General features: G+C 42.2%; 10 protein-coding genes. 4 read left to right on the forward strand and 6 right to left on the reverse strand.

Translation table 11 applies throughout. The features are described from left to right. Positions 1 to 50 precede the first annotated feature (50 nt). The gene (locus FLA_RS31510; protein ID WP_144264122.1) at positions 51 to 383 is read right to left on the reverse strand and encodes a hypothetical protein; all 333 of its coding nucleotides are present in this window, start codon (positions 381 to 383) and stop codon (positions 51 to 53) included. A gap of 106 nt (positions 384 to 489) precedes the next feature. Between FLA_RS31510 and FLA_RS31210 the strand changes: the two genes are divergently transcribed. Beyond that, on the forward strand, positions 490 to 843 hold the full coding sequence (locus FLA_RS31210; RefSeq protein ID WP_148666373.1) for a hypothetical protein: 354 nt from the start codon (positions 490 to 492) through the stop codon (positions 841 to 843). A 108-nt stretch (positions 844 to 951) separates the two neighbouring features. Then, positions 952 to 1,593: a hypothetical protein gene (locus FLA_RS17620; protein WP_076381363.1), complete on the forward strand. Its 642-nt coding sequence runs from the start codon at positions 952 to 954 to the stop codon at positions 1,591 to 1,593. A 4-nt stretch (positions 1,594 to 1,597) separates the two neighbouring features. Here the strand turns inward: FLA_RS17620 and FLA_RS17625 are convergent, their stop codons facing one another. From FLA_RS17625 to FLA_RS17635, 3 genes are read right to left on the reverse strand one after another with little or no spacing between them, the layout of a single operon-like run. Further along, positions 1,598 to 2,101, reverse strand: a complete 504-nt coding sequence (locus tag FLA_RS17625) for a cupin domain-containing protein (RefSeq protein ID WP_076381362.1) — start codon at positions 2,099 to 2,101, stop codon at positions 1,598 to 1,600. A 13-nt stretch (positions 2,102 to 2,114) separates the two neighbouring features. Next, positions 2,115 to 2,921, reverse strand: a complete 807-nt coding sequence (locus tag FLA_RS17630) for a lysozyme inhibitor LprI family protein (protein WP_076381361.1) — start codon at positions 2,919 to 2,921, stop codon at positions 2,115 to 2,117. A 10-nt stretch (positions 2,922 to 2,931) separates the two neighbouring features. Continuing rightward, complete coding sequence (locus tag FLA_RS17635; RefSeq protein ID WP_076381360.1) at positions 2,932 to 3,384, reverse strand: SRPBCC family protein; 453 nt, start codon at positions 3,382 to 3,384, stop codon at positions 2,932 to 2,934. Positions 3,385 to 3,716: 332 nt separating this feature from the next. Between FLA_RS17635 and FLA_RS17640 the strand changes: the two genes are divergently transcribed. Continuing rightward, complete coding sequence (locus tag FLA_RS17640; protein WP_084206431.1) at positions 3,717 to 6,809, forward strand: SusC/RagA family TonB-linked outer membrane protein; 3,093 nt, start codon at positions 3,717 to 3,719, stop codon at positions 6,807 to 6,809. 36 nt (positions 6,810 to 6,845) lie between these two features. Further along, the gene (locus FLA_RS17645) at positions 6,846 to 8,474 is read left to right on the forward strand and encodes a SusD/RagB family nutrient-binding outer membrane lipoprotein (RefSeq protein ID WP_076381358.1); all 1,629 of its coding nucleotides are present in this window, start codon (positions 6,846 to 6,848) and stop codon (positions 8,472 to 8,474) included. Between the two features lie 47 nt (positions 8,475 to 8,521). On the opposite strand, the gene FLA_RS17650 is transcribed toward FLA_RS17645, so the two are convergent. Continuing rightward, positions 8,522 to 9,091 (reverse strand): hypothetical protein, encoded by a 570-nt coding sequence (locus FLA_RS17650; protein WP_144264119.1) that lies wholly within the window; start codon positions 9,089 to 9,091, stop codon positions 8,522 to 8,524. Further along, positions 9,027 to 17,609, reverse strand: a complete 8,583-nt coding sequence (locus FLA_RS17655; RefSeq protein WP_076381356.1) for an RHS repeat-associated core domain-containing protein — start codon at positions 17,607 to 17,609, stop codon at positions 9,027 to 9,029. The genes FLA_RS17650 and FLA_RS17655 overlap by 65 nt, the downstream gene beginning before the upstream one ends. Between the last annotated feature and the right edge of the window lie 10 nt (positions 17,610 to 17,619).

Consider the following 17,619-nt stretch of genomic DNA (forward strand, 5'->3'; position numbering starts at 1 on the left):
GAGTATAAGTGGACGTTTCTTTTTCTTTCTAATATATCTGCTAAATACCTTTAGCTTAAGGGAAAGGGACATTGGACTTGATTTTTTGCAAAGAAACAACATATTACAAAAAAGGGCCAATATTTGTTTGGCGGCTGATTTTCCTCTATATTCAGTTTACATACGCCGCTAAAGCCATCACTTTCGATCCAATATTCCGGTAAAACCAGTAGTTCTTTGACTAATGCATTACCGGGTATTATCATACCACAATCTTCTTTTTCTCTACAGGAATAATTTACATGCAGGTTACTAATAGCAACAGCCAGGAAAAACGTTGGCCATACTCCCGTCAGAAACGGCATAGAAACAACCTGGCAACTAACTACTGTAGCCTTTTCCATAAAGGAAGCTGTAGCCCTTGAGAAAGCAGAAATAATCTTCCTTATAGATACCGAGCTCGCCCCAAAAGTAGTCGCGATAATCAACATAGTTATAGCGAGCATTCCTATGACTTCCACATCTAACGAGGAAGTTATAAAACTCGAATCTACTGCTTCCCCGTTGCGTGAGGAAGTAATGGCGGCCTTCACCACTACTTCCTCACGCAACGGGGAAGTAATGGCGGTCTTCACCGCTACTTCCTCACGCAACGGGGAAGTAATGGCGGTCTTCACCGCTACTTCCTCACGCAACGGGGAAGTAATGGCGGTCTTCACCACTACTTCCTCACGCAACGGGGAAGTAATGGCGGTCTTCACCACTACTTCCTCACGCAACGGGGAAGTAATGGCGGTCTTCACCACTACTTCCTCACGCAACGGGGAAGCTGTGGCATTCGCCACTTTTACACCCCTGCTCTAAGAAGAAAGTGAATGGATCTATTAAAATGCTGCACCATTATACAAAGCAGTATTTTTTTAAACGCCAAACACACTTAAAACTTGCTAACATATCTAATTTGTTTATTTTATGACTACAAGAAAAAAATACAAAGACTTTATCCCTAAAGGGGATTATGAAAAACTGTTGTGGAATCAAAATTTTCTGAACCACCTGGATAAAGCCTGCACGGCTACCATACCTTATTTCACAGAAGCAGAAAAAACGGAGTTGCGTACTGAAATTACAGCATACAACGAAGCACTGCTGGCTGTACATCGTTTAAAAAACGAGCTGTCAGCAGCCGTAAAACATAAAGATGATCTGGAAAAAAACACGGTGAAAAACATTCGTCGCATTGCATCAATGATGAAGTCGAGTTTTACAGCATCGGAAGCTGTGAATGCATTGATGGGTATTAAGTGTAGTTCTGCTACTATTGACCTGAGCGAGGTACGCCCCACAATAAAGGCAAAAGTGTATGGTTCGGAAGTGCAACTACACTTCCATAAACATCATACACTAAACATCTCCTTTTATTGCAGGCTACCCGATGGTGAGTGGCAACATATTGGTAATGAAATCACTTCTCCTTTCATTGATAAACGCCAGCCAGTCATTATAGGGCAGCCGGAAAAACGGGAATACAAAGCCCGTTACCACGATTTAAAAGAAACAATAGGCCTGGAAAGCAGTATTGTAAGCGTGGTATTTGGCGGGGGCGCTCCATAAAATCTTACTGCCTGCAAAGCCGGGTAATAACTTCCTGGTGTTGCGGAAACAATGTTAGCAGCGTTTCCGCAGCAGCCAGCTCAAAATCTTCAAAATCAAACCCTGGCGCAACCGTGCACCCGGTAAAGGCAAAATCGGTGCCCGGAGCCGGCTCACTGGCAAACCAGCAGTTAGCCGGCACTACATATTGAAACACCTCTCCTGCTTCAGTGTTGCTGCCCAACCTTACGGTTTCCAGCATGCCATCAAAATGAATGATGTGTACCAATAAGGTTTGCCCTGCATAAAAATGCCAGCACTCATCACTTTTAATGCGATGGAAAGCGGAGAAGTTGCCTTTATCCAATAAGAAATAAATAGCGGTGGAAAAAGCCCGGTAACCGCCAAATCTGGCCGGTAAAGCTTCCTGCTGTACATGCTCGTTGCTTCTGTAAGTTTCTTTGTAATAGCCACCCTCGGGGTGCGGTAATAAACCATAAGCAGTAATGAGTTCCTGTATATATGACATAGTAATATGGTATTTACATTTCGCTGGTTAATTCTTCCTGGGTGGGTGTTTTATCAGAGGTTTTAAAGTAGTACCCATTTGCGAACACGCCAGTGCCAAAATCACACTCTTCCGTTTCCTGCACTACTTTTATCCCTTGCCTGAAAAAATAAAAACGGATTCTGCAAATAACATAACCATCATCCTCAATAATATTATATAATGCTTTATTATCCTTGACAGAAATAGTTCCATAACATGTTCCGGTATGGTAACGTGGCGCTCCGGTTCCCAGCGATAAATGAAACATCACTTTATCCGCGCCTATTTTCTTTACGGCCAATGAGCCTGATTTCCCCTGTTGTTCTCCATTTTTAAACACCGTTCCTTTGATGGAATAATTACCCGTAAACTCCACTTTATAATTAACTGGTGTGTATTGGCTGTATTGGGCATGCGACAATTGCACTACTCTTTCCTGTACAAAAGAAGCCTTTTCATCCATCATTATCATTTCGCCATCCCGGCCGCCGCCGTTCTTTCCCCGGTTCTGTTCTGTTTTTTTAAAGTAGGTATCCCGCTTGCTTAGCCAAACCACCTGCTCATCTTTCAGGTTTTCTTTTTGTACACTGTCGCACCCGGCACGTAACTTTTTGTAATACACATTGAGTAAACTATCCATCTGGTTATAATACCAGTGGGCAGTACCTACCATGTTTACACCTTCGTCCAATCTGGCTTGGTACACCTTATCCAGCGAATCCACTACCTGCTGGCCTTTCAATGCACTTGTAAATAACAACACTGCTAAACAAAGCAGCAAGGGTTTAACGGTATGCATATAGCTTTTATTATTTAAAGCGGTAAGTAAAAGCACCTTTGCGCAAATTAATGCCATATTCCAGATAAGCTTTCATACAAGCCAGAAAATAAGCCCAACCTTCTGTATTACTTTTTAACCATTGTATACCCGCTTCATCATTTCCCTGGCTTTTTTCTGTTACCGTTACCACCGTGGAATCGTTTTCTTCCGGTGTAAGCGTAATTTCTACCAGCATAGGCTTATTGTTCACATCCCAGTAAAAAGATACATACTTATCCTGTTCCACCTGCTCTATCCGCACCGGAAACCCCGCTTCAAACTCGGGAAAATTCCAGGTAAGGGTTTTACCCGCTTCTATTCGTCCGGATGATTTTGAGATAAAGTAGTGGCTCATCTGAGCAGGATCAACAATCGCTTCAAACACAGCGGTCACAGGCTTTTGCACCTGTATACCGGTTTTAATTTCTAATGGCTGGCTCATAGTGTACATTTCCGGTAAAAATACAGCATATGCCCTTTATCTTCCCTGCATCGTGTTAAGATCTACCAGCTACATATAAGCATTTATTCTCAAAAATAAAAGCCAAAAACGGCGGCGTATATTATTAATTCTATTTATATTAGATTATTGTACATGGGAAACTAAATATAGCGCTGGTCATTTCAGGGGCCGGCGGCTGCTTACTATGAGAAAATATTCCTGCGATTGCCTTACATCTTATCCCTGCATGCATTGTTGCCATACAATCAGCAGCCTGCATCTCATAGCTATTGTACAAGCATCCTCCGCTTTGTTACCTAAAATAACAGTATATGAGAAGATCGCTTATTTTATTAAGTATGCTGCTATTAGCAGCAGTGTGCCCAAAAGCACAAAGCAGGCCCGTTTCGGGACTTGTTACGGAAGACCCCGGTAATGTTCCTTTAGCCGGCGCTACCGTTGCCGTAAAAGGAACGGCTATTAAAACCGTTACGGATGAACAGGGCAGGTTTACGATAAAGGGACCAGATGGCTCCTTTATACTGGAAGTATCTTTTGTGGGCTTTATAGTAAAGGAAGTTCCGGTAAGCACAGGTGCCTCTACTGTATCAATTGGTTTAAGCAGGGACAATACTGATTTGACTAACGTTGTAGTTACCGCACTGGGCATTTCAAAACAGGCGCGCACCTTAACCTACTCTACCCAATCGGTAAAATCCGAAGACATCTCCACCGTAAAAACACCTAACCTTATCAACAGCTTAAACGGTAAGGTGGCCGGTGTGCAAATTAACCGCACCTCAGGCGGTATAGGCGGCGCGGCGCGCATTACCTTACGAGGCGATAAAAGCACGCGTAGCAGCCAGCCGCTGTTTGTAATTGACGGCTTGCCCGTAACCAATCCTTCGGAAGGAGCTAAAACAGATATCTATGCTTCAATGCCCGATAACGGCGATATCCTTAGCACCATTAACCCCGATGATATAGAAAGCATCAACTTTTTAAAAGGAGCTTCCGCTTCTGCCTTGTATGGCAGCGCCGGTAGTAACGGGGTAATATTGATCTCTACCCGCAAAGGCAAAAGCGGCACCAGTAAGCTGGACTTTTCCAGCAGCCTTACATTGGATAAAGCGTATGTATTGCCCCAACTGCAATACCGCTACCTGCAAAGAGAAGCGCCTGGCACCAACTATGCAGGCAGCTGGGATAGCTGGGGCAACAAAGGCAGCTCGCCCGATCATGTGAAAGACTTTTATCAAACGGGCAGCACCTGGATAAACAGTATAGGCTTTACCTCGGGCAGTGAAAAAGGCAGCAGCTTTTTCTCCTACTCCAACACCGACAACAAAGGCATTATACCTACCAGCAGGTTTGAACAAAACAACATCAACTACCGCAGCAGCACTAAACTGCTGGACAACCGGTTAACAGTAGATGCCAACTTTATGGGCTCGCTGCAAAAAGTAAAGAACAGGATTACACCCGGTACCTATTTTAGTCCGCTTACCGGCTTGTACCTGTTTCCACGCGGATTGAACTTTGCCGACTATGCCAATAATTATGAATACTTTACCGCACAGCGCTACCTGCCTTCACAAAACTGGTGGAACCTGAACCTGGATAAAAAATTCACAGGCACTGACGATCAGCAAAATCCCTACTGGATACTCAACCGGAACCCTATCACTACTAATAATAAAAATGCGTATGCAGCCGTATCACTCAACTATAAGGTGAACGACTGGCTAAGTGTGCAAACCAGGGGTAACTATAATTACTATTACTCAGAAGCGCAGCGGGATGTATATGCCACCACCCTTTCTGTGATCAGTGGCACCAATGGCAAAGTGTATAACAACAAGCTGGACACCAGAACACTGTACGGCGATGCCTTACTGATTGCCAATAAAGCCCTGGATAAAAACTGGAACCTGGGTTTTACTGCCGGTGCATCTATACAGGATGTAAAGAAGATTGTAACTACGTTGGAAAATGCCTTTCTGCAATATCCCAATATTTTTTCATTCTCTAACCTCATATTCCCCGGTTATAGCGATAATGGCCGGCACTATAAAATTGAAAATCACCGCTGGCAAACACAGTCTGTATTTGCCAGTGCACAACTGGGCTTTCAAAACAAACTGTTCCTGGACTTGACCGACCGGCAGGAATGGTCATCTACCTTAACCTTTACGCCTAAACAAACCTATAACTACTATTCCGTAGGAGCCAACGCCGTATTAACAGATGTGTTTAAACTGCCGGCCTTTATCAACTTTGCCAAGCTAAGGGCTTCGTATGCCACGGTGGGTAATGGTATTGAAGACAATCGTACCAATCCACAGCCGAACATAGATGCCGGCTCGTATATAAGCCCGGAAGGCTCGCCTGCTAAATCTGACATATTGTATCTGCGCCCGGAGCTGAACAAGTCCATAGAAATTGGCACCGAATGGCGCTTGTTAAACAACCGGTTATCCATAGATGCCACCTGGTATAAATCGAATATCAAAAACCAGTTTATCAAAGATGTTACGTTGATTGGCGGTATAGCCACAGGTACCAAAGGTGATATCAGTGCCGGTAATATTCAAAACACAGGCGTGGAAATCATTGCATCTTATAAAGTAATAGCACAGAAAACCTTCACCTGGACCACGGGCGTTAACTTCACAGCCAACAAAAACAAGATCATAGAACTGTTTCCTCCCGGCACCAATGCGGTGGAAGGAGCCATGTATCCCCTTACCGGCTCTGCGCTCAACTACCTGAAAAAAGGCGGTTCATTCGGAGACATTTACGGCAGTATATTTAAACGCACCGCTACAGGACAACTGGCTGTAGACACTTCCGGCGCACCACAACGCGACGAAACCACTACCTATCTGGGCAACCCCAACCCGAAATGGATATTGGGATGGAACAACAGTTTCACTTACCGGAAGTTTACATTGAATGTGTTGATCGATGGCAAGTTTGGCGGTCGTGCGTTAAGCTTATCCGAACCCTATTATGATGCAGCCGGCGTAAGCAAAAGAAGTGCTGATGCCCGCGATGCAGGCGGCGTAGTGGTTGCTAATGCTGTGAAGCCGAATGGAGATGTATTGAAAGCTCCTGTAGACGCGCAAAAGTATTATACCGCAGTAAGTGGTGGTGGCAAAAACGTAATTCATGAAGCATACATGTATAGTGCTACAGCTATACGTTTCAGAGAATTCTCCTTATCGTACCGCACTTCTTTTACCAGCAAAACCATCAAAGATCTTTCCATTGGCGTAATAGGCAGCAACCTGTTCTTCTTCAAAAAAAGCGCACCATTCGATCCGGAGCAGGTATCCGGCGTATACCCTGGCGGTGTAGGTATTGACGTGTTTGGATCGCCTGCTTACAGAAGCATTGGCATCAGTGTTAAATGTGGCTTTTAACAAGGTGGCTTATTATTTCAGTTAAAACAAAGTACAATGAGAAACAACGTATATATACCGGTAATACTGATAGCAACAACATTGCTGTTTGCCAGTTGCACTAAAAAATTTGAGGAATACAACACCGGGCTATCCGGCCTTTCCGACGAAATTTTGAATGCCGATTTTACCCGGGTGGTAGGCCCTATGCGGGAAGTGCAAAAGAACCTGATTAACCAAACCAGCTGGATATACCAGTTACAGCAAAACCTGAACGCCGATATTTACAGCGGCTACTTTATGTCGCCCACTACCTATGGCGGCGACAACAACACCAACTACTACATGAAAGACGGTTGGAACGAACGCGTGATGGTAAACCAGCTGGACGATGGCATACAAAAAATTGTAAACTTTGAAGCAGGCACCCTCATCTACCCAGAAGTAGCCTTTAACCATTGCCGCGGTATTTTAAACATACTCAAGGTAATTATTGTACATAAAGTATCTGACGTACACGGCCCGGTGATTTACACGCATTATGGCAAACCCAACGCCGACCTGAGTGTGGACTACGACTCGCAACAGGATGCCTATACCGCCCTTTTCAAAACGCTGGACTCTGCTCAGCTCTATTTATCTAAAACCGATACCAGCGACCTGAAAGCACTACGCACCGCTGACATGGTATACAAAGGGGATATTACCAAATGGAAGAAACTCGCCAACACCCTTCGCCTGCGCCTGGCCATCCGTATTAAATATGCCGACGGTGCCAAAGCCAAACTGGAAGGTGAAAAAGCCCTTGACCCTGCCAACGGTGGGCTGATAGAAGACAATGCCGACAATGCGCTTATCAACTACGGCGCAGGCCACCCTATCAATATTATTATTTATTCCTGGGGCGACTGCCGCTCCGGTGCTCCACTGTGTTCTATACTCAATGGCTATAACGACCCCCGTTTAACCCACTACATGCTGCCCGCCACCGATGCCGCCGTACAAGGCCAATACATAGGCATTCGCAATGGCATTAACCTGCTGAACAACGACCGCTACAGAAGCTACTCACAACCCACCGCTAAAGCGGCCGTAGGCGATTATTTCGATGCCAACAACGGCATGGCCAAACTGGTTACCGCCGCAGAAACCTGGTTTTTAAAAGCAGAAGCCGCCCTGGAAGGCTGGACCAACGCAGGCGACGCCCAAACCAACTACGAAACCGGTATTGACAAATCGTTCCAGGAATGGAGCGCCGGCCCTTCTGCTACCTATATCACTAACAGCACTTTAACTGCGCAACCTTATATCGATCCAAAATCGGTGGTGCCGGGCGAAAACGATATCAAAGACACCAGCCGCTATCTGAGTAAAGTAACCATCCGCTGGGATGAAGCCAATTCCATAGAGGGGAAACTGGAAAAGATTATCACGCAAAAGTGGATTGCCCTGTATCCGGATGGACAAGAAGCCTGGAGTGAATTTAGAAGAACAGGCTATCCTAAGCTTTTTCCGGTAGTGATAAACCAGAGTGGTGGAACTATTTCTACTACGGATTTTATTCGCAGGTTGCCTATTTGTAACAAGTTTAGGGATAGCGACCCAGCTGGATATGGAAGAGCAGCGGCTACGCTAGGTGGACCCGATGTGGGTGGAACGAAGTTGTGGTGGGATAAGAAGCCGTAAGAAAAGAGGGGTCATCATTAATGATGGCCCCTTCCATTATAAAAACATTATTTATCAGTTTCAACAGAGAAAAAAGAGTATACCCGATCATCAAAAGTGTTACAACCAAATAAAATCTGCTTTGGAGGGCCATTCTCAAAACCGACAAAGACACTTTGTGTCAGCTTACAACCAGATGTTACAATATTCTTAAAGACCAGCTTATTCTCTGATATTCTTAGAGGTAATTCTTTTTCGAAAAAACCTTTATAACGACCTAAATACTTATTTCCTTTATTAAAAACATATATTTCATTAGTCGCGCGGTGAGACATACCTGAGATCACGGACACATTTAATATCTTAAATGTGTCAAAGCCCTTTCCGATCAACCCTAAATAACAAACATTTGTCTCAATTTTTCCATACTCTGCATCAATTCTAGCTTTTTCAAACACTTTGTTTTTAATATTCTTTTTTATTACATAAATGCAATATTGAATACGATCATTACTTGTAGTTTGTGCAATATTATCAGTTAAACATAAACACATAAATGCAACTAGCACCAAGCTATCTTTTAGTACGTGTTTTAGTTTGCTTTTGCGTTTTGTTCGCCGGCTTATTCTCTGATACATAATTTGAAGCTTTAGGTTTTTGCGCACCATTTATCGCATCTGTAATATTTTTTACATAATCCTGTCCGTACTTTGCAGCACCACCACCATTATGATTTTTGGCAGCAATATTCCACCCTTGAAAATTCAATTTATTCTTTGTCTGATTATGATAACCTTTAGTCGCTAACTCTTTCACTCCCCCATTAATTGAAATTTCGGGAGTAGGCATTACCCCCTTTTCAAAACCATATTTACGCATATGCGCATCAAAATCTGCGCTATGAGACAATCCATTATTAATTTGCAGAATATCCATTTGCTCGTTATAGTCTCTGCCTGTTCCCGCCATAGATTCATCTAAAGCAACGGCTTTAACATAAGTGGGAGTTAAGTCCGGGATTTGCTTTTTTGCAAGATCTGAGGGAATACTAAAGCTCGGTTTTCCATCCGTCACCAATTCTAAAGTCCCATCATTTTTAGCTTCATTAAACAAATATACACTAGCTGCAATCTGATAATCATATTTTTGAAACATAGGCACTGTGGTATTGGTTCCATGCATTTCAGTAACGATATCAGGCATCGTCACTTTAACAAACTGCCCTTGTAAAGGAACCACACCCACAGAAGCAACAGGAGCTTTAAATAGCTCTTTGTAATCAGGAAGCGTATGAATTGCATTAGACTTTGCTTTACATTGTACATAAGTTTCGAATACAGTATTTGAAATTATCCTTTTGACCTCATGCCCTTCTCTATTAAAATAAACAATATCCTGGCCATCGATATCCTGAAAAATGATAGGATTATTCATCCCAAAATTATAAGGACTCATAAAAGGATATTTTTGCTGCAATGGATCTACACTTAACCAAATACCAATCCTGGAATCATAAACCCTTCCTTCAAAATCAATAGAATTTCCATCTCCTTTCATTTCATTATCATTCTCCTTTCCATTAAAACCATATCTGTATCCTTCCACATTAAAACTTCTGGCAGGCTGTAACATCCCAAACGAATAATAATCCTGTGCCGAAACTACATCAGCTGTATAAAAATCGACAGTCCCCCCCAAAGCGCTATACTGCAATTTCCTGTCAGAGATTGTAACTAATACGCTTCTCAGATGATTGTTTAATTCAAAAAACTTCTTTCCTCTATAAACACTATCCCATGTAACTCCCGTTATACCACCTAAATTTCCCATATTTGCTGCAATAGTCATATCTCTAAGAGCTTTAAAAAGCCCAAATCTACTATTGCCTAATATTGCAATTTCAGACTGAGTTAAATGACCATTATTAATAGCCATATTACCTGATTGATAAACACTTACCACCTTACCTTGTGCATCATGTACGTAACAAGTTGTATCGGTTCCAAAGATTTTACTCACCCTGTTTCCGGTTGCATCGTAAGTGTAATAAATCGTACTACCATCTTTTTTCTTTACACTCTTTATTTTACCATAAACCGTCCATTCTATTTTATCAATTTTCGCTGAATCATCCTTAACCAGATTGCCTATGGAATCATACCCATAATTACCAGCTGATTGCTTATCAATATCTACAGAATAATTACCATAAGCTACGGAATCAGAAATATAGGTTAAACGATTCTTTCCACTTTCGTAATGGTAAGTAAGACTATCCATTGCCAAAGGAGTTCCAGCAGTAGTAGTCCCATTACGCAAATAGCGTAAAATATTCCCATTTGCATCATAACCTATAGCTTCATGGTAATCAGGACTCTTTTGCAATCCATTCCATGTATAACTATCTCCCTTCCAGGTATCCATTTTCACAAATCTGGCCAGTTGATCGAATTGATAATTATACCATTGCCCCCTTCCTAATTTGTTAATATTAATCCCCATCCCTGCAATATTTCCATTATATAGCGGCTTATATTCAGCGCCTAACCGAATAAGCGCTGAAGCGTCGGGGCTTACAGAATTAATGCCCTTATAATCATTCTCGTTATAGTTTAAAACATAACTATAAGCATTCGCAGCTGGAGTTGCAGCCGAAGTCCCATCTGTTTCGACACCTGCATTAACCCCTTTAATCCATCCCTGCAACGTATAAATATAATCAAGTCCCTGCACCTGTTGTTGCCCTAACACAGTTCTTGCTAATGGCCCATGCTTATAGTAAGTATACCAAGCTTCATTTTCCCAACTAAGACTATCATGACTTGTTTCAACATTTGTTAAGCGGTTTTCAGCATCATAAATATACCGGTGATAAAAAGCATCCCGTCTACCTGGCTGGTAAGCTACATGGTTTACTTTACCGCTTACCAGATCATATTGATATACCATTTTCTTTATGCTATTACCCGCATTCAACTTCATAGCTCCCTCTTTATAGTATTGAAGCAAGGTATCTACATTACCGTGAATATCGTAGCTATAAAAGGTGGCATTTGCAAAAGGATTGCCTGCACCGGTTAAATCTGTGGCTGTATTGTAAATAGCATTGTATGAAACCCGATTACGCAAATTAGCAGCATTCATTGCTATATCAGTTGCTACATACGCTTCATCATACACTGTAACCGTAATTTGCTCTCTGCTTGCTGCTGCGCCTGCCAACCATATTTGCAACGAATCACTATTGCGACTAATTCGATCACTGATACTGGCAGAACTCACCAATTGCCCCAATTGAGTAATACGTCCAATCTGATCATACAATGTGTAGCTATATTGCTTAGCCATTATTTGCTTCGCATTTTGAGAAACCACCAAGCGTCCCAATCTGTCATACCAGAAACGGCTTATTCCTGCATCCGGCGTCTTTTGTTCAGCAACCTGATTTAAGGTATTATACCGGTACAATGTTGCCATTTCATGCACTGGCACCAGCGAAGTTCTGGCCTTTCTGGCACTCACCACCTGCTTTAACCAAACTGTATCTTTATTCATACGAACGCCAGCTGGTGGTATAGTTTTTACCAGGTTGCCGGATTGATCGTAATAATAGAGTGTATAATGATACTCGTTGGTATACTTCGTTACTGTAAAAGATTCGTATTTATAGGCGTTGAGACATTTAGCTGTATAGTCCTTATCAAAAGCGCCTTTTAGTGAATCCTTATATACATTAAGAAGCTCAGTGGCTTTGGTTTCGATAAAGAAGCTGGTATCCGAGCAACTGTTCACTTCTTCTACAGCAGAAATAGGCGAAAACACCGCTTTTGTACTACCGCACATATAAGCTCCTGCATATTCTTTAGAGCAACGTGTATATGTGCACAATGCCGACTTTATTATACTATTAGTATAATTCTTAAAAAACATGGATGCTTGCAGAGGGCCTGTGCCAAACCTGCCATCTGTTTCTCCTATCCGATAATCATACTGATACCACTCGGTGTTATATTGTTGCAATACATAGGCATCCTGCAATTCAGGAAGTGAACTTATAGTGCTACACTGATTGGCACTATCAAGATCAAGAGTGTTAAAAACAAGCGTACTGTCTTTCGCTCCCACTCCCACAAATCTGCCAGACCTGGCCTTATCTATGATTGACTCTTCTTTGGCATTCCTAAAAATACGAGCGTAAGTAGTATTCCAGGAACTATTTAACTTTCTAACAGTCAGGGAAGCCATTTGAGGCTTGTATTCAGTTACCACGCTATTCCCAACAGAATCTACATAATAAGCAACAACAGTTTTATTTAGATTCACTTCAGATTGACCGTTAATAAAATACAGCATATCAGTGCTAACTGTTTTTGAAGCAATAACCGAACCTGTATTTTTATCGATATCTACTAACCTCACTTTATCTACAACAATGAGATTACCAACAGGATTGTTATAATCAGGAATATCAAAATCGTATTTAGGATATGTATGAGTAGACAATTTCACCTTTAAAATATCTCCCACTACAAATATCTCTTCAATCGTATTCCTGCAAGGAAAGTTACCATCATACTCTTCACCATCAATATACCTCATGTATCCTGAAGCATAAGAAGGCTCTTCTGTGACCAGTGCTTCCGGAACCCCTTCAAAATAACCAGTTACCCAATTAAATGCAAAAATTCCATTTTGCGCATAGTAATCCCCATCGTGATCCCAATCGGACTTCGTGTTTACAGTGATCCAAACCAAATTCCCATCCAACGCCATTTTACCGGCGGTTCCGGAATCGTCAAGTCCTATTTCACTGGAAACTCTTTTTATATGGAGTACCGACAAATCTGCGTTATATACCACCACACGATATTCATGCACTGCTTCGCTATAAAAACTTGCCAATATCTTACCTGTTTTTGTTTCTTTTAAATCAAGACAACGATAAGTTCTCGGGCTTTTATTGTTTCCATTATGGCTGATAAAATTTCCGGCAGAATCCAGTTTAGTTACCAGATCAAACCCAGAGCGGTAATAGCCTCCAAGCACATACCCATTATCTTTCGTAACTAACACTTTTTGGTATATTACAGTATCACCTGTATTACCAATGAGTTTAGCCCATTGTACTCTATTTAAGGAGTCTATTTTAATTAAATAGGACAGCTTGCATGGAAAAGCAGCATTCTGGTTTGCAACAATAATAAAGCCATTGTCACTCGTTGCCTTAATATCGGTAGCGACTATATTAGCTGAACATCCATAATTAGTCATAAATGGACTATTCTTACTAAGTGTCCATTTAACACCGTAAGGCTCGCTTCTACAAACCGTTTGATAATCCTGCGCACTATTTTGATTACAGGTATTAATAAAGGAAAGATATTCTGCTGCTGTTTTTGCAAAACCCAAACGATTATTCATGTAGTTGGCAAAAACAGTATTTCGCTGTTGTTGTGCTTCAGCAGTATCTACTGAAGACGGCAATATGGTTGGGTAAGTAGCAATATAACTTTGATAATATGCCTTTACCTGCACACAGGAAGCACATACATTTTGCATACCACATTGCAGGGCCGGCGGAATTTGTATAGGAGTAGGCAAATAGTTACATCCGGATGCCGGTTGTGTACATAAAGCCACCAGGGTAGTTAGCTCAGTTTCCGTCATATCAGTATTGCGTACCAACTTTACATAAGCGGAAAAACTGGTAGTGCCCCTGTTATTCAATTGATAAGTATCGTACAACGACTTTATCGTACTACATTGGCAATCATCCGGCTTTGTATATAATGTAACATTGCTATAAGCAACAGGACTTTCATAAGGCTTAGGTGCCGTAATCAGCTCCGCATTACAGGTAACATCTGGCTTTTTGCCAATTTTAGTATTGAAAGCATTGATTACATCTGCAAAGCTTCTGTACTGATAGGTGCTTGATGGCTTTACTGTACTCGAGCCATTAGGATGGTTGGCATCGGCCCCCTCTTTACAAACAGCAAGCAACTTAGGAATGATCGAATCTAACTGAACCTGTGTATAACAAGATAGTTGTTGAGTCCATAAAGAAACATACGCCTTACAATTGGTATCATATAATGCTGTCATTGATTTTGAAGCAGAATCAGTGTATGCGGTTTGACTGGTGGTAGTTTGTGTAAACCCAAGTCCATTTGCACTGATAGCATCACTTACTACATTAAAGTTAGGCACAAAACCGGCAGTTATCAATTGGGCAGACGAAGAACTTCCCGTACAGGTAGTATTTACAAGGCCATTAATAATATCTCTTTTGGCTTGCAGATACATGGAACGGAAATTTCTCCAGGCCATATTTAAATCACCTTCACAGGTATTAGCCGTATTAAAAGGATTGTTATAAATGCTATATACGCCAAAAGTATCCTTTTCACTCATTTTTACCGTCATGGTCGCCATGGACCATATACTCAGGTTTACAGACGTGGAAACCTTATTTACATTCAAAGTAACGGCTGAATAATTCTGCATTTTGTTTTCCAATGCTGTTACCGCCGCATTGCTGTAAAAAGGATCTTTACTGGCCGCAACAGTAGGAAATTTACTGAAAGGCGTAGTAGTTTTACCTGTAGGGTTCAGGTATCCTGCTGTATAGGCTGCCTGGTAGGTTTCCGTTTTCTCAAACATCTTATCCCATACATTACTGCTTTTATAGCTTTCATAAGCTGTGAGCTTACAGTACTCTGGATGTATTGCTATCAGTGTATTAGCCCAGGAAGCTTTGAACTTGGCAGCAAACTGCGTTTTATCCAGCTTATTAGGTGTAACCATTACTCCCGATGCATCGTCCAGTACATAATCTACATTTCCGGCGTCATCTTTATATACCAGGGTACTATCCTGGAAACGTGCTGGCTTATCTTCCTGTACATAGAAGATAGAGAAAGCCCTGGCGGTATCGATTGGATTAGCATACTGTCCCGAAGGCGGTGTTACATCCAGTAACAAAGCAGTGCGGTAATCATCACCCGCATTTGTTTCTTTACAGGAATCACAAACAGGGGTACACGATATTTTCTTTTGCACTACTGTTCTTTGTTCATTAATCAGCGTTTGTAGCGTAGAACAGCTGTTATGAGGAATAAACATACTATTCCTGTAGTAGTCTGTAGCATAATCACTCACGCTCAGGCGTTTGGTGATATCATAGTTACCAGCCGGTAAATTGAGCGTAAATGACACATTAAAGCCCGGGGCTTTGCAAGTGCTGTCTATCCGCCCTATGGTAAAGTTACGAATGGTGGTATCAAATGCTTTCTTTCCCGGCAGCTTCTGGTTATTACAATCATCTGTGATAGTAATTCTCAGATCGTATAAACAGTTATAACAGATACTCTCTTTCTGACAGCCTTCTTTTACCAGGCTTTCCGGGTCAAGCTTGTAGGAAAACACATGATCGCCCTGGGTATCTACCACCAGGCTTTTTTTATGTTCCAGAATCCTGTCTTTTATCACCACGCTACCAGAATCAGCCAATTGCTCTACTGTTTGTTTGCCTCCTGTATTAGAACTAAGCGCTTCCATACCTGCAGGAGCACCACCTGCCAGCGCAGTAGCAATAGTACGCCCATGCATATCCAGGTAGCTGACAGAATATTGCCCATTGGCATCCTGAATAGCATTTTTGAAATAATGCGATTTATCGCCTACTTCTGTGCCAAACAAAGCATCCAATTCACCCTGGGAAGGCGTGCCATAGTAATACCGGGTTTCATGCCCGCTGCCTAATTTATAGTTAAGGCCTACACCGCTTTGCTTACTGATGCGTCCGGTTCCATCCTGCGTATATTGTGTTTCGGTAAAAGGATAACCTTCGGCATCGGGTATATAAGCATTGATGCCTGTTTTATCAGGATTGGCCGGCGAATAATACCTCGATGCACCACTGGCGGTGCCCATGGCTGCCGCAGCAGCACCACAGTATGCAGAAGGGTTAGGTAAAGTATCATAGTTGGCCTTGGTATATTCACTACCATTAATGCCTACTGTAAAGTTTCGCGTATACCCGATAATGCTGTTCAGTGTAGGTACGGGTAATACTTTTATTACCGGTCGCCCCTGGTAATCATACAAGTCTTCCCCTACTATGGTAGTATTGCTGGTATTGTCTTTTGATACTGTTTGTCTTCCTCTGAGACTGCCATCAAAATACTGCACCACTACTTTTCTTTTTCCATCCTCGGCAAAGCTGATATCAGACTGCCAGTTAAGTGCACGCTGATGCCCCGCAAACGCATATATGCCCGACGTAAATGGTGTAACAGCTGTCCAGGCACCTTCGAATCTTTGTTGTTTCTTGTATTGTACAGGTCTTACTCTGAAACAGAGATACCCCGCATCGTTATACATCAGCGGAATAGCATACAGGTTTCCCTTTACACTCACCCTAGTAGCATTGTTCTTAAAAAAGGCAGCACCAATAGCATTATGATACACGTTTACAAAAGCATTGCTATCCACATAAGCCCATTCCATATCATACTCATAAGCTCCCGTAACCGCCCCCCATGATACATATAACTCATCCGGGTTCACTTTTGCAGAATCTGTAGCCAACAGGTTGCCCACTAACGTGGTACAACTGAATTTATATGCCGGTTGTACCCGCATTTTATTTTCCAGAATAAGATAAGGCTGGCTGGTACTCACCATATTTTGCCCGCCAGCGTTCTTAATCTGCATGCTCCGCACTCTTAATGCAACACGCTGCGCTCCATTGAATGAAAATATATCCTGGCTTTTATAGGCTGCCCCTGTATCATAGCGCACCACAAAATCACGGATCACAGAATCAACCGCTAATGCGCTGTTCGTATAGGTGATAGCCACAGATATGGTTGCCGTAAAAGGGCTGGCCAGGTAACCTGTGTACGACTCATTAAGCTTTAAGGTGATGATATTTTTAACCGGGTAAGGGGTATCTATATTAACACTATAAGCACTATTGAAAAAAAGATCATTTTGTACCGTTGCAGTAGCATTCGTTACCAATGTAGTGGCCGTTAAGGGTTTTACAAATTCCGTAACCGGCGCAGTCACCTGTGCTGTAGCCATAGTTACAGAAAACAAAAACGCTATACACCCTGTTACCCGGGCCTGAATATTTTTTAATAATTGCATTACCGTTAGT

Origin of the sequence: Filimonas lacunae (genome assembly GCF_002355595.1) — a bacterium.
Taxonomy (GTDB): Bacteria; Bacteroidota; Bacteroidia; order Chitinophagales; family Chitinophagaceae; genus Filimonas; species Filimonas lacunae.